General features: G+C 52.2%; 12 protein-coding genes. 5 read left to right on the plus strand and 7 right to left on the minus strand.

Going from position 1 to position 14,715, the window contains the following annotated elements; translation table 11 throughout:
* Positions 1-14: 14 nt before the first annotated feature.
* Positions 15-896 carry a lysophospholipase gene (locus R6H26_RS22810; RefSeq protein WP_404785812.1) on the minus strand — a complete coding sequence of 294 codons (882 nt, stop codon included), beginning with the start codon at positions 894-896 and terminating at the stop codon, positions 15-17.
* A 344-nt stretch (positions 897-1,240) separates the two neighbouring features.
* Between R6H26_RS22810 and R6H26_RS22815 the strand changes: the two genes are divergently transcribed.
* Positions 1,241-1,450, plus strand: a complete 210-nt coding sequence (locus R6H26_RS22815) for a hypothetical protein (protein ID WP_404785813.1) — start codon at positions 1,241-1,243, stop codon at positions 1,448-1,450.
* Between the two features lie 5 nt (positions 1,451-1,455).
* Here R6H26_RS22815 and R6H26_RS22820 read toward each other — a convergent pair whose 3' ends face one another.
* Positions 1,456-3,177 carry an NAD+ synthase gene (locus tag R6H26_RS22820; RefSeq protein ID WP_404785814.1) on the minus strand — a complete coding sequence of 574 codons (1,722 nt, stop codon included), beginning with the start codon at positions 3,175-3,177 and terminating at the stop codon, positions 1,456-1,458.
* 102 nt (positions 3,178-3,279) lie between these two features.
* Here R6H26_RS22820 and dacB point away from each other — a divergent pair, with 102 nt between their 5' ends.
* Positions 3,280-4,716 carry a D-alanyl-D-alanine carboxypeptidase/D-alanyl-D-alanine-endopeptidase gene (dacB, locus tag R6H26_RS22825; RefSeq protein ID WP_404785816.1) on the plus strand — a complete coding sequence of 479 codons (1,437 nt, stop codon included), beginning with the start codon at positions 3,280-3,282 and terminating at the stop codon, positions 4,714-4,716.
* An 860-nt stretch (positions 4,717-5,576) separates the two neighbouring features.
* On the opposite strand, the gene R6H26_RS22830 is transcribed toward dacB, so the two are convergent.
* Together R6H26_RS22830 and rimI are read right to left on the minus strand one after the other, a co-directional pair.
* Entirely contained in the window at positions 5,577-8,060 is a 2,484-nt protein-coding gene (locus R6H26_RS22830; protein ID WP_404785818.1) for an ATP-dependent Clp protease ATP-binding subunit, read from the minus strand.
* A gap of 242 nt (positions 8,061-8,302) precedes the next feature.
* On the minus strand, positions 8,303-8,845 hold the full coding sequence (gene rimI, locus R6H26_RS22835) for a ribosomal protein S18-alanine N-acetyltransferase (protein ID WP_404785820.1): 543 nt from the start codon (positions 8,843-8,845) through the stop codon (positions 8,303-8,305).
* Positions 8,846-9,027: 182 nt separating this feature from the next.
* Between rimI and lysA the strand changes: the two genes are divergently transcribed.
* From lysA to uppS, 3 genes are all read left to right on the plus strand, one after another.
* The gene (gene lysA, locus R6H26_RS22840; protein WP_404785822.1) at positions 9,028-10,479 is read left to right on the plus strand and encodes a diaminopimelate decarboxylase; all 1,452 of its coding nucleotides are present in this window, start codon (positions 9,028-9,030) and stop codon (positions 10,477-10,479) included.
* A gap of 65 nt (positions 10,480-10,544) precedes the next feature.
* Positions 10,545-11,459 (plus strand): diadenylate cyclase CdaA, encoded by a 915-nt coding sequence (cdaA, locus tag R6H26_RS22845; RefSeq protein WP_404785824.1) that lies wholly within the window; start codon positions 10,545-10,547, stop codon positions 11,457-11,459.
* Entirely contained in the window at positions 11,456-12,208 is a 753-nt protein-coding gene (gene uppS, locus R6H26_RS22850) for a polyprenyl diphosphate synthase (protein WP_404785826.1), read from the plus strand. The genes cdaA and uppS overlap by 4 nt, the downstream gene beginning before the upstream one ends.
* Before the next feature lie 29 nt (positions 12,209-12,237).
* Here uppS and R6H26_RS22855 read toward each other — a convergent pair whose 3' ends face one another.
* From R6H26_RS22855 to R6H26_RS22865, 3 genes are all read right to left on the minus strand, one after another.
* Positions 12,238-12,516 carry a DUF3143 domain-containing protein gene (locus tag R6H26_RS22855; protein WP_404785828.1) on the minus strand — a complete coding sequence of 93 codons (279 nt, stop codon included), beginning with the start codon at positions 12,514-12,516 and terminating at the stop codon, positions 12,238-12,240.
* Positions 12,517-12,675: 159 nt separating this feature from the next.
* On the minus strand, positions 12,676-13,245 hold the full coding sequence (locus R6H26_RS22860) for a J domain-containing protein (RefSeq protein ID WP_404785829.1): 570 nt from the start codon (positions 13,243-13,245) through the stop codon (positions 12,676-12,678).
* Positions 13,246-13,426: 181 nt separating this feature from the next.
* A complete protein-coding gene (locus tag R6H26_RS22865) occupies positions 13,427-14,653 on the minus strand; it encodes a type II secretion system F family protein (protein ID WP_404785831.1) in 1,227 nt (408 codons plus the stop codon).
* Positions 14,654-14,715 lie beyond the last annotated feature (62 nt).

Raw genomic sequence — 14,715 nt, forward strand, 5'->3', positions numbered from 1 at the left:
TTAGAAAATAGCGTTCAGTTCAAAGCAAGGCATTGCAGCGGTAAAGAAAGTGGGTGCGATCGCCGACCGTGCTGCGCCATCCAGCTCGCAATATCGGAAATCACTTCCATGTAGTTCAGGTCGGCATGGAGATCGTGGTAGCTGTTGGGATAATGTCGGTAGGTTTTATCGACGGATTGAATGCTTTGAAAGAACGATCGACTGTGTTGGGGGGATGTAATGCCATCTGCATCGCCGTGGAGTAACAACAGCGGAACCTCGAGCCGATCGATATTTCGGTCGATCCAGCGCACGACCTTAAAGAACTCGGCGGACAGGCGGGCCGTGCCGTATTCGTGGCGAAGCGAATCGGTCGCGTATTCGGCGAGGACAGTCAAATCTCTGGAGCTGAGGGAATGGTCGATGCCGACTTTTAACCTAAACCGGGGCCAGAATCGAGATAAAACTTGACCTACGGTTAGTTTCCATGCAGGTACGCCAATCTGCCCCAAAGCGGGTGCAGAAAGAATTAAGCCCTGCAACGATTCGGGATAGTGCAGGGCGTAGTCTAGGCTGATGGTGCCGCCCATGCTGTGACCCCACAGAAAACAGGTTTCTACCTGTTCGCGAGTGCGGATGAACTGCAAGAAAGCTCGTAAGTCTTCTCGGAATTCCAGCCATTGTTGGATATAACCGCGTTGTCCCGGCGATCGCCCGTGCCCCCGCAAGTCCAGGGCGTAAACGCCGTAGCCCTGCGGCACGAGACAGCGCACGCCGTGCTTGAACAAATCGCTGTGGCCGCCAAGGCCGTGTACGACAACTAAAATTTCGTGGATGGGCGATGAATCGGGAAACCAGCGCTGGTAAAAAAGGGGAAGTCCGTCAAAGCCTTCGAAGTAACTTTGCGTGTGGTTCATATAATCCCTTTCAGATGAGGCAACGTAAAGAGCTGTCAAGCTTATCTAGCTTGGCTGTAAACGCCTCAATGCTATTTCTTTATTCTATCCTCACCTTCTGGGAGTGCAAGTATTCGATCCGACGAGCCGCGAAGTGGTTCTAGAAGATTAAGAAACTTGTCCGAGAGCGGCGATCTGCTCGCTTGCGAGAGCCACGGTCAAAGTCGTGGAAGATGTTGGTATTGAGGGTGCGAGCCGCTCTTTCTGCGAGGGTGACAAGAATCACCGTATTTTAGTTTTTGCGTTACAGCTTTGAATCGAGCATTAGCAGAAAATACCCTTAACGAAATAAGGGAGAACGCAAAATGCAACTAAGGAACTTCTTCAGGAAAACCCAAAAAGCACCCATCGTTAAACCCATCATTAACCAAACTTCCGATGAAGTAGATGAGGAGACGATCGATCGACCCAAGCAGCCAACAACTGAATGGGAGATGTACAACGATCTGTTAACGATGAATCTGTTTGCAAACTATTATCCGCATGTATTTCCAGACCAAAATATGTTCCGATAAGGTTTTTAACAAGTTTCATTTGACATTTCCCACTGGGAGGCAATGGGCATCCGCCAACCCGTTCCAAAAGCGCGATCCGTAATTTTGAGACCTGGGGCGGCTTGCTGGCGCTTGAATTCGGCGCGTTTCACCATGCTCAATACCCGACTCACGATCGCCGCATCGCGTCCTCCCGCTACGATATCTGCCTGGGATTGATGCTCGTCAATGTAACGATACAGAATATCGTCCAGCACGTCGTAGGGAGGCAGAGAATCTCGGTCGAGCTGTCCTGGCTTGAGTTCCGCGCTGGGGGGCTTGGTAATGATATGGGCTGGAACGATTTCGCCCTTGGCATTGGGCGTGAGTTGTTTGACCCAAGCTCGAGCGGCAGGACTGTTGAGCCATTCGCATAGTTTGTAGACAGTCGTTTTGGGGACATCGGCGATCGCCGCCAGCCCTCCGCTCATGTCGCCGTACAGCGTGCAGTACCCTACCGCCACTTCCGATTTATTGCCAGTGGAGATCAAGAGACGCCCGAACTTATTGGCGATCGCCATCAGTAAATTGCCCCGAATTCGAGCTTGAATATTTTCTTCGGCAAGACCCGATTCCGTTCCGACAAAGAGCGGCGCGAGGGACTGGGCGAACCCTTCCATCAACGGAGCAATGGGAATGGTCTGGGTTTCAACGCCTAAGTTTGCGGCTAAAGCCAACGCATCGGTAATGGAATGATCGGAGCTGTAGGGGGAGGGCATGAGAACGCCCAGAACATTTTCAGCCCCTAGGGCTTCTGCGGCGATCGCTGCCACCAATGCCGAATCGATGCCGCCGCTCAACCCCAGCACGACTTGCTTGAAGCCGCATTTACGGGCATAGTCCCGCACCCCCAACACTAACGCGCACCAGATTTCAGCCGTTGCCTCGGCAGGATGCGCTGGCAGGTGCCCCGACTTGATTTGATGACCGTCAGAATCGTAGTCAACCCAAACTAAATCTGTCGCAAAAGCCTGCCCTCGGGCCAAAATATCGCCCTGATGGTTCACCACTAAACTGCGACCGTCAAAAATTAAATCGTCGTTGCCGCCCACTTGATTGACATAAACGATCGGGCAGTCGTACTGCTGCGCCGTGTGATTCAGCATCGATTCTCGTAATGTTTGTTTCCCAACGCAAAAAGGCGAGGCAGACAAATTGACGATGAAATCAACCGATTGACCTGCCAATTGCGAAATCGGATTGACCCGATAGATCCGCTTGCCCCAAAAGGATTCTTCATTCCAAAGATCTTCGCAGACGCTGATGCCAATCCGCACCCCATCTAAAACCATGACATTATCTGACTGTCCCGGTGCAAAATAGCGATCCTCGTCAAAGACGTCATAGGTGGGCAACAACTGCTTGTGAAATTGGGTTTTGATGCGACCTGCTTCCAGCCAAACCACACTGTTGAAGAGCGGCTTATTTCCCGTCACTTCCGCTGTAGGGTTGCGCGCGCCTATCCCCACTAAAACGGCGAGCTGAGGGGGTAAGGTTTGGGCAAGGTCTAGCAGAACTTCCTCCATCGCGCCAATAAATCCTGGGTTTAGGAGTAAGTCGCGGGGCGGATAGCCGCAAAGGGAAAGTTCTGGCGTGAGCAGCAATCGCGCTTCAGCCGCTGCTGCTCGTTCGGCTACCGCTAAGATCTGAGCTGCATTTCCCTTCAAGTCACCGACGATGGGATTGAGTTGGGCGATCGCAATTTTCATGAGGTGCTGCTCTAATCTGCTGGACGGTGCAATCGGTCAATACCATTGGCCCTTATCTTTATTAAGGTAAACTATTGCGCCAAACGCGCGCTGAGGGCAAGGATGCTAAAAATTCGAGAGGGGTTGGGCGGGTGCTGCGCTTGGGCATTGCTCGTGCAGGTGGCTTCGGCCCAATCCCTATGTCCCACTCAACTTGGCCCTGCCATCGAGACGATCTTGCAACAGCCATCGCTGCGGTCGTCCTACTGGGGGATTTTGGTACAGGATCTGGACAGTGGGACTACGCCCTACGCCCGCAATCCAGACCAACTCTTCTTGCCGGCCTCAAATGCTAAGCTGCTGACCACCGCTGCAGCCTTAGCGGCCTTAACCCCCCAGTTTCAGCGCCAAACCCCTTTTCTGGCGATCGGTCAGCCTCCCACTCTGGAGACCCTTCGCGTTGTGGGACAGGGTGACCCCAGCCTCAGCGAAAAGCAGCTAGAGCAAGTGGCGATCGCCCTCCAGGCCAAGGGCGTGCGCAGCATTGGCACGCTAATCGGAGATGACTCACTTTTTTCTGGAAACCCGATCGAACCGAGCTGGGCCTGGGAAGACTTACAAGGGGGGGATGGTTTGCCAATCAATAGCCTAATGCTCAACGGGAACGTATTCTCAATGCAGCTCACGCCCCAGCAGCTCGGTCAGCCCGTGCGATCGCAGTGGCTTTCGGCAGGCGTCCCGAGCAATACGATCGTGCAAAACCGGACTTTAACTGTGGGGGCCTCTGTCCCAGAGTCTATCGAGACGATCTGGGAAGGCGATCGACTCGTCGTCAAGGCACAGCTCAGATCTGGATCGCCCTCCGAGACCATTGATGTTCCCATTACAAACCCTGGCATGCATTTTCTGGAACGGTTGCGGACCATTTTGGGCGCTCGCCAAATCCAGGTGCGTCGAGTGTCCCTCACAACGACCGCTTCGCCGCAACCCCAAGCCTTCCCCATCGCATCCATTGCCTTTCCGTCCCTTAGCGCGCTTATGGCCGAGATCAATCAAAACAGCAATAACTTCTACGCCGAAGCAGCATTGCGACTGCTTGCCAATTCAACCCCAAGAGATCCTTCTCAGCCGACCGCCCAAAAAGGATTAGCGGTTTTGACCCAAACCCTGACGCGTTTGGGTGTGGATGCCAACGGCTATCGACTGATAGATGGGTCGGGGCTGTCTCGCAAAAATCTGGTTAGCCCTAGGGCTATCGTGCAGGTGCTGCGGGCCATGGCCCAACCCCGGTATCGGGATTTCCGCGCTTCCCTGTCGGTGGCGGGCCAAAGCGGAACGCTACGACGGCGATTCTCAAGCACGGCAGTGCAGGGTCGCCTTTGGGGTAAAACGGGAACGCTTCAGGGAATTTCTGCCCTCTCTGGCTACCTCGATCGCCCAGGGGCGTCAACCGTGGCCTTCAGCATTTTGGCAAATCACTCGACGCAGCCGAACCCGGTGCTCCAACAAGCCGTAGATCGGGTGGCATTGGCGATCGCCCAGCTTAAACCGTGTCAATGACAGCAAGGCAATCCATGAAGCTGAAAATTTTAAATGATTTTTTATTTCATCAAGCGGAGGGCCTTAATTCTTTCTAAAGAGATATACATTGATCCCAGTGTCTTTGGATACCCTTAAGTTGACGAACGATTTGATCCCCGCAGTGAGTGCGACTTCCGTGCAAAACATTATTTCTCAGAAAATTCACATTTTGTCTTAAGGTTTTCAGCGGGATCGATTCAAATTCTTGAGGCAATATAGAAGAAAGGCTTATCTGTCATCTCTAAAATTTGCTTCAAAATTAAGTTGTATCCTCAGTTATTTCCAATCGTCTATGCTTTAACCTCATTTCCCTACCCCTCCGCTTAACATTACTTTTTACTCGAGCATGTGGCGGATCCCCTAACTGGCTTAGACGAACCCATTATCTTCATTCAAAACCATCACAAAAGAAAGAGGACTTTAAAATGACACATATAGAAGCAGTGCGTTGCCCCAATTGTGGCCGTTACGGAGAAAGACATCACATTGAGGAGAGCCACCTCGTTCGGACTCAATGCCCCGAGTGCGACTATCTACTGGTCGCCTGCAGCTTGACTGGCAAGGTGATTGAATGTTATGCCCCTGGCCTATCGGCAGCTTCCGTCATTCTTCACAGTAGAATCTCCTCCCCTCGAGCGACGGCGGCTCGTTAAATATTGCGTTAGTTAGCAGCTTGCCTCGAGCTGAATAAAGGTTGCACCCTTTAAGAAATCACTTTAACGCTAAGCGCAATTTTATACATGAAGTTAGCTTCAATAACATAAATGCCGCACCTTATTAAAGATGCGGCATTTAGTTTGAATTTGAAACCGGGCTAGGCTAGACGCCTCAGCAGAAGGTTACTCAACAGCTTGGGGCAAAAGTGCTGGAGTCTTTTCTGAATGAAGGACTGCAACCTGCCCGTCTTCGTTGACATCGACGACGATGCGATCGCTGTCTCGAATCTTGCCGGAGAGAATCTCTTCGGCCAAACTATCTTCGAGAAGGCGCATAATGGCGCGACGAAGAGGACGCGCCCCATAGCTGGGGTTGTACCCTTCTTCAACAAGCCGTTCTTTAAAGCGCTCCGTGACTTCTAGGGTGATATTTTTCTCTAGAAGGCGCTGGAACACTTCGGCCAAGAGCAGATCGGCAATTTCCTTCACTTCGGGCTTCGTCAACTGACGGAAGACGATGATTTCGTCGAGTCGGTTGAGGAATTCCGGACGGAAGTACTGCTTCAGCTCTTCGTTGACCAGGGAGCGAATGCGGTTGTACTGAGAATCGACTTCGCTCTCGCCAAACTCGAACCCGAGTCCGCCTCCACCCTTTTCGATCACCTTCGAGCCAATGTTCGAGGTCATGATCAGGAGGGTATTTTTGAAATCGACGGTGCGTCCCTTGGCATCCGTTAACCGACCGTCTTCCAGAATCTGGAGCAATAGGTTAAAGACATCGGGGTGCGCTTTTTCAATTTCATCGAAGAGCACGACCGTATAGGGCCGACGGCGCACTGCTTCGGTGAGCTGGCCGCCTTCGTTGTAGCCCACGTATCCAGGCGGCGAACCGATGAGCTTGGAAACGGTATGCCGCTCCATGTACTCGGACATATCCAGGCGAATCATGGCTTCTTCAGAACCGAAGAAGTAAGCCGCCAGCGCTTTGGTCAGTTCGGTCTTCCCGACCCCAGTGGGACCGGAGAAGATGAAGCTAGCGATAGGACGGTTCGGATTTTTCAGCCCGACGCGGGCGCGACGAATCGCGCGCGAAATGGCTTTGACCGCTTCGTCTTGACCGATGATGCGCTGGTGAAGGGTATCTTCCATGTGCAGGAGCTTTTCGGATTCGGATTCCGTCAACTTGCTCACGGGAACCCCAGTCCAAGAGGCGACGATCCCGGCAATGTCTTCTTCCGACACGATCGGAGACTCGTTGCCCTCATTGGTAAGGTCGGAGGCTTTTTTGTTTTGGGCGATCGCCTTGATCTCCGTCTTCAGCTCCATTTCCTTGTCGCGCAGCTCGCCCGCCTTATCGAAGTCTTGGGAACGCACGGCTTCGTCTTTGTCGCGTAGGACTTGACGGAGCTGCTGATCCAGTTCTTTGGCGGCGGGGGGAAGCTGAGAATTCATCAGGCGAACCCGCGAACCCGCTTCATCCACGAGGTCGATGGCTTTGTCTGGAAGGAATCGATCTGAAATATACCGATCCGCCAGCTTGGCAGCAGCCACAAGCGCTTCATCGGAAATTTTGAGCTTGTGGTGTTTTTCGTAGCGTTCCCGCAGGCCGTAAAGAATCTCGATGGTTTCATCCACGGAGGGTTCGCCGACGGTGACGGGCTGGAAGCGGCGCTCGAGGGCTGCGTCGCGCTCGATGTGCTTGCGATACTCGTCTAGGGTTGTGGCTCCAATGCACTGGAGTTCGCCCCGCGCCAAGGCCGGTTTCAAAATGTTGGCAGCGTCGATCGCTCCTTCTGCAGCGCCCGCTCCAATCAGCGTGTGAACTTCGTCAATCACCAAAATGACGTTAGAAGCTTGACGAATTTCATCCATGATTTTCTTGAGGCGCTCTTCAAACTCGCCTCGGTACTTAGTCCCCGCGACCAACAAACCGATGTCTAGGGTCATCACTCGTTTGTCTTCGAGGATATCTGGGATGTCGCCCGTTGCAATGCGCTGGGCCAGACCTTCGGCGATCGCCGTTTTACCCACCCCAGGCTCGCCGATCAGGACCGGATTATTTTTAGTGCGACGGCCTAGGATTTGAATTACCCGCTCGATTTCTTTTTGTCGTCCGACCACGGGATCCAACTTGCCGTCGGCGGCCATTTGGGTCAGGTTAGAGCCAAATTCGTCTAGCGTCGGGGTTTTGGTTCGCCCGCCACCGCCACCGCCGCCAGCAGAAACCTCAGCGGTTTCGCCCAACATCCGAATCACTTGAGTCCGTACTTTAGATAGATCGACGCCTAGGTTTTCTAAAACCCGAGCGGCAACTCCTTCGCCTTCGCGAATCAGGCCCAGCAGGAGATGCTCCGTACCGATATAGTTGTGGCCGAGCTGACGCGCTTCCTCAAGGGATAGCTCCAGCACCCGCTTCGCGCGTGGGGTGAAAGGAATCTCCACCGCGACAAAGCCCGAACCTCGACCGATAATTTTTTCAACTTCAATCCGAGCGTCTTTGAGGTTGACCCCCATTGACTTCAGCACCTTTGCCGCAACGCCAGTGCCTTCTCCAATCAGACCCAATAGGATTTGCTCTGTCCCAACAAAGTTATGCCCCAAGCGGCGAGCCTCTTCTTGGGCCAGCATGATAACTTTGATAGCTTTTTCCGTGAAGCGTTCAAACATGGCCTTTTCTCACTACCTGCTGGTAAACCCAATCTTAACACAGAGAAAAATTTACAAATGGGCCTGTCCCTAAGGGTTTAGGTATTTAATGCGGCGATCTCAAAATCCAAAATGGGATGTGGGATGGCACTTAACATTAACAACAGCTTAATAACCTATTGTAGGCGCATTGAAGGAGAACGGGACCATTATTTAGAGATAGAAAGCGCGGTTTTTACGACTTGTTCGATCGCGATCTCCGCCTACTGCCTGTTGCATTGCTGCCAACGCTGTCGCACGGTTTCCCAGTGAATGACCATTTGGTCTGTAAATTCAGCCGTTTGCAGGTCCGATCGCCACATGACTAAAGCATCTTCTCCAGTGTCGCCGTAGTAATTTCGACGCGTTCCCGCAGTGGTAAACCCTAGCTTGGTATAAAGGGCGATCGCTGCTTTGTTGGATGCCCTCACTTCTAAGGTGGCGTACTTCATCCCGCGCCGTCGCGCGGCCTCCAAAAGCTCGAGCAAAATCCCGTATCCCAAGCCACACCGACGATGTTGGGGATGAACTGCCATTAGTACAATGTGAGCTTCATCTAAGACTGTCCACGCACAGCCCATGGCGAGCAGCGATACCTTTCCTTCGGCTTCGGAGGCAGTCGACCGCAACCCCACTAGATCGCTGCTGGAACGGTTTAGCTCTTCTCGATAGGATTGAGCACTCCAAAACCCGCCCAGAACCTGCCGATCCAGTTCGACTGCTGCATTGAGACACGATTCAGTCAGGGGTGCGAGCGCGAACGGCATGATTTGTTTCGCAAAGCTCAACTTTAGAGCAAAAAGAAGCCATGCATCCAGAACCGCCAAATTGTACACTGAGGATATTGGGTTTGAGCGCCGTGCAAATATTTTTCCAAAGAAGCGAAATATTTTTTGCCGTTTTTAAGAATCCCATAGCCAATTTCTATTGTTAGATTGATTTAAGCTTTATGGTAGCTGTCCAAAATCCAGAGCGTCTTTTAAGCAGCGGTGTAGACTTCCTCGGTCAGCATCCTTCGCCCGCATCGACACCTTCTCCAAACCAGCAGCTACTCCCGCTGAGCGCCCGCGCAGAGGGAGACATCCTTGAAATTGGTGGGTGTAGCGTACCCGAGCTCGTCGGCCAGTTTGGCTCTCCGCTCTACATTTTGGACGAATCCACCCTCGTCACCGCCGCTCGGCAGTACCGTCAGGCCTTGAGTCGGCATTATCCGGGAGCCTCTCAGGTACTTTACGCCTCGAAAGCTTGGAGCTGTCTGGCCGTATGCGCGATCGTCAATCGCGAGGGTTTGGGGTTAGATGTGGTTTCGAAGGGCGAGCTATACACTGCGATTCAGGCGGGTGTCGCGCCTCGAGATATTTACCTGCACGGCAACAATAAGTCCATAGATGAATTGCAAGAGGCGATCGCCACGGGTGTGACGGTCATTGCCGATAACTGGCTGGAGTTGGAGTATCTGGCCAAATTAGCGCAATTTCACGACGGCCACCCCATTCGAGTCATGCTGCGGATTACACCGGGCATTGAATGTCATACCCACGAATACATTCGCACCGGACATTTAGACAGTAAATTTGGCTTCGACCCGAACCAGCTGGTGGAGGTATTTCAATTTGCCCGACAACACCCCGAAATTCAGTGGGTGGGGTTGCACGCCCATATCGGTTCGCAAATTTTTGAACTCCAGCCTCACCGAGATCTGACGGGGGTCATTGCGGAGCTACTGGCACAAGCTCAGTCCATCGGCTTGCCGATGGCGGAGCTAAATGTGGGCGGCGGTCTGGGAATTCGCTACACGGAGTCAGACGACCCTCCTAGCATTGAGGATTGGTGCGAGGTCATCGGGACGGGTGTGGCGGCAGCCTGTACTGCACGATCGATTCCCCTTCCCAAGCTGCTGTGCGAACCGGGGCGATCGCTGATTGGGACGGCCTGCGTCACGGCCTATCGCATTGGCAGCAAGAAAACCATTCCAGGAATCCGCACGTATATTTCTATCGATGGCGGCATGTCAGATAACCCTCGGCCTATCACCTACCAGTCCGAGTATCGGGCGCTGGTGGCCAATCGAATGCGAGATAAAGCAACGGAAATCGCGACTGTTGCTGGAAAGCACTGCGAATCGGGAGATATTTTGTTAAAGAACGCGCAACTGCCGGACTGTCTGCCCGACGATATTCTCGTCGTGATGGATACGGGCGCTTATAACTACAGTATGGCCTCCAACTACAACCGCATTCCTCGACCTGCGGCAGTTTTGGTCAATAACGGAGAAGCTACTCTGATTCTACGGCGGGAAACTAATGAGGATTTAGTTCGTCAAGACTGCCTTCCAGAACGGTTGCGGCAGTCCAGCCCGTCTGTGGCCGCCCAAAGCGCGCTGCAAGACGCTAACCCTTGAAACAACAGGGAGATTTCTGTTCTACCGTTTCGACTCCATCCCGTGCAGAAGGTTAAAACACAACCATGGAAGGGCTTAAGCACTGGCTGTTTGACCATCACTGGACTCAGTCTTTGCTTTTGCTAACGGACGTCGGTTTAGTGCTAGCACTCACCTACATCGTGTTGCTCGTCATCGCAGAGCGGCGCACGCTGTGGATGGTGCGAGGGTTTATTTTCTTAATGTTGGCAGCAGCTGTCAGTCAGCGCCTACAGCTCACGCTGCTGAGTTTTGTCCTCAATAATCTGGTGATTGGTTCTGCGGTTGCCATGGCTGTTATCTTACAGTCTGAGGTCCGTCGGTTTTTGGAGCAGTTGGGGCGGGGGGAGGTCCTGAGTTTGATGCGGCCCAGCCAGCAAACAACCCTCACCTCCGATAGCGCGATCGATGAAATTGTAGATGCCATCCGAGATCTGTCTCAAAGTCGAACGGGAGCGCTGCTCATTCTAGAAACAACCAATACCCCTATTGACGAGCGCGACTTTTCCGTGCCGGGGGTTCGTCTCAATGCAGAGGTCTCAAGGGAGATTATCCAGACCCTTTTTCAAACCTCTACACTGCTGCATGATGGTGCTGTGCTCATTCGAGGGTCTAAAATCGTGGCCGCAGGGATTATTTTGCCGATTTCAGATCGGGATGCTTCGCGTCAGTTGGGGACGCGTCACCGAGCGGCAATGGGCATCACCGAGCGGGTCGATCGCTGCCTCTGCATCGTGGTCTCCGAAGAAACCGGATCGATTTCCCTCGCCGAGAAAGGGATATTAAATCGTCCGTTGACTAGCAGTAAACTGAGAGAGCTTCTAGAGACCCGACTCATGTTTGCCATAGACAGAGAAGTAGTCACACCTGGATTATCCAGGTTCTTTCAACGGTCTAGGAAAAAGAGTCTAGGGGTATTGTCGCGCCTTCTGCATTTTTCAGTCACTCGTAAGAAAACATGACCGCGAATCCAGCCATTCTCCATAGTCTGCCTGCCGATCTCGATGTGTTGCGCCTTCCAAAGCATGTCGCTGTGATTATGGACGGGAATGGACGCTGGGCCCAGCGCCAGGGGCAGCCTCGGTTTATGGGCCATCGCCGAGGCGTCGATACGCTCAAAGAACTCCTGCGTTGCTGCAAAGATTGGGGCATTGGAGCGCTGACTGCCTATGCATTTTCTACGGAAAATTGGGGGCGACCTATGCCAGAGGTCGATTTTTTGATGACGCTGTTTGAGCGGGTATTGCGTCGCGAGCTCAAGGAGATGATCGACGAAGGGGTTCAAATTCATTTTGTAGGAGATTTACAGGCACTGCCTTCCTCTCTCCAAGAAGAAATCGAGCGTGCAATGCTGGCGACTCAACACAATGAAAAAATCAAGTTTGTGGTAGCCACCAATTACGGCGGTCGTCGAGAGATTTTGCAGGCCTGTCGGGCAATCGCCCAGAAAGTCAGCTCGGGCGAACTCAACCTTGAAGACATCGACGAAGGAATGTTCGAGCAGCATTTGTATACTGCTGGTATCAGCCATCCAGACCTGCTGATCCGTACCAGTGGAGAAATGCGGGTCAGTAACTTTTTGCTATGGCAGGTTGCCTACGCAGAGCTCTACGTCACCCAGACCCTTTGGCCTGACTTCGACCGCAAAGAATTCCATCAAGCGCTTTTCGACTACCAGCAACGACATCGCCGTTTTGGCAAGGTAAAGTAGCGTCGATCGTCCTTGCAACGCGCCCCGATCTAAGGTCCGGCAAAAATAGCGTCTTCAACATCCTGGCGGCTGAGAGAGTACTTAAACGTCCTGCGAACGCTCAGCGTCCGATCTTTCGGTGTCTCGTACAGTACCGACAGCTCTTCGATATCTAGCCGAATTTCAGCCGACCAAGACGGACCGTTCAGGTGCCAAAGATGCAGTTGTTCGACGTCCCGCTCGCAGCCATGCGCTCTGAGCCATTGCTCGATGTCTGGCAAAGTGTGGTTGTACAGTGGAGTTTCAGGGAGAGGTAACGAAGAATTCATGCCAGCTATGCTCTACTTGTGCATTGAAATAAGGGGTTTTCAGCCTTGTAAGGAACATTTTAAAATACTAAAAGCATTGATTTACAGTGGTTGTAAGACATTAGAGGCTTTCCAAAGATATAAGACCCGCTGTAAAGGGAAAAATCGAATCCCTTTCCTCTAAGGTGAGGGTCGATCGCGAGTTGAGGATTTTGGCGATCGCGGCGACCCTTCCAACGCTTTCGACCGTTTCAGCGAAGGAATGTTTGAAGAAAGGGACGCAGCCGTACCGGAAGGCATCTGCTGTAGGGCAGACACAACAGGCACAGAAGTCTGAAGCACCATCTCCCCTCTTGCTACGCCCAAGACGATCGCCAGTACGAGACAAACGACAAACGTTATCCCCAAGAGGAACACTGCAAAAATTTCTCCTGGGGATAGGGGACGTTCTTTTGGATCTAAATAAGCTGCAGAAGAACTTCTAAACCGATTATCCGAAGATGCTGTAGCATCGATCGGAACGTTGACGGGGGGCTTATCCCATTTTCCTGCATCATAAGCAGCACGGCGCTCGGGCGTATTTAAGACGGCATAGGCTTCCTTGAGTTCGCGGAATTTTTGGATAGCCACTGCTGGAGGCAAGGTTGTGGTATCGGGATGATAAAGCTTGCTCTTAAGACGATAGGCCCGCCGCACTTCCTCTGCCGTAGCAGAGATAGACAGATCGAGACGCTCGTAATAAGTAGGCATAGTCCCTAAACGCTTGGCAGAGCGTATCGGCGGATTATCCCCAAACTTGTCCTGAGTCACAACAGCCCGTCTCAACACATGGTTGCTATTGTAAACACCTAGCGATGTTTGTGACTAGGCCGTTCTTCATCGATCGAGCCAGTTGACGAACCTTTGCCGACCTGGGCCGACCGTTCCCCCGTTATTTTACCAGTTCGAAGACTTGGAACATGGGTAGATACATGGCTACTAGAATAGAACCGACCATGCCCCCCAAAACCACGATCATAATGGGTTCCATAATGCTGGTCATGGCCTTGACAGCCTGTTCTACTTCGTCTTCGTAGAAGTCAGCAACCTTCATTAGCATTTTATCGATTTCCCCGGTTTCTTCGCCCACGTTAATCATTTGGGTTGCCAGTACGGGGAAGACTTTTTCTCTCTGCAATGCCAAGCTCAGCATTCCGCCGCTTTGAACTTCCCGCCTAGCTTCGTCGATGGCATTAGAAATGATTTGATTGCCCGCTGTGTCTCTCACAATTTCTAAAGCTTGTAAAATTGGGACTCCAGAACGAGATAGAGAACCAAACGTTCGACAAAAGCGAGCGACGGCTGTTTTTTGAATGAGATCTCCAAAAAGCGGAACCTTCAAAGAGAATCGGTCGATGGTTTCGCGGCCCGTACGGGTCGTGTAGTACTTTTTGAGACCAAAGACGACTCCCCCCACAAAAATCAGGAATGTAATCCCGTACTGCGGCGTCCGCAGAAAGACGCTCAAGTTAACCAGCACCTGCGTAAAGACTGGCAGTTGACCGCCGAGCTGCTTAAAAATGCCGTCAAAGATGGGAATTAGAAAGATAACCATCCCGAAGAAAATGGTGACGGCAATTAAGCTCACGACCACTGGGTATGCCAACGCAGACTTAATCTGATTGTTGAGTCGCGTTTGATCTTCAAGAAGTTTGGAGAGTCGATTGAGCACTTCATCGAGCACCCCTCCGGTCTCTCCTGCTTGGATCATTGCAACGTAGAGCTGATCGAAGGCCTGGGGGTGCGATCGCATCGCTTCAGAAAGACTCATGCCCTGCTGTACGTCGGCATTGACCTGTAGCAAAATCTTTTTAAACTTCGGATTGGTGCATTGATCGGCCATCACGCCCAGACCGCGAACCATTGCAACCCCAGCGTTAACCAAAGCTGCGAACTGCCTTGAAAAGATCGCCTTATCCTTGATTTTAATACTGCCTAGAAAATCCAGATTGATTTCAAAATTGCCATCGATCTTGAGCCCTTGGTCTTCTTTGACGTCCATGACCTGAAGCCCTTGACGTTGGATCGTCGTGCGAGCCTCCTTGAGAGAGCTTGCAGTAATTTTCTGGCTGCTGCTTTTTCCAACGGAATTTCTGGCACGGACAACGTAGGTTGGCATATCTCAAATACTCTTAGTGCGGGTCGACAAACTAGATGCAAAGGAACGAATTGAAGGCAAAA

Origin of the sequence: Altericista sp. CCNU0014, from assembly GCF_044923475.1 — a bacterium.
Classification (GTDB): Bacteria; Cyanobacteriota; Cyanobacteriia; order Thermosynechococcales; family Thermosynechococcaceae; genus JAAURS01.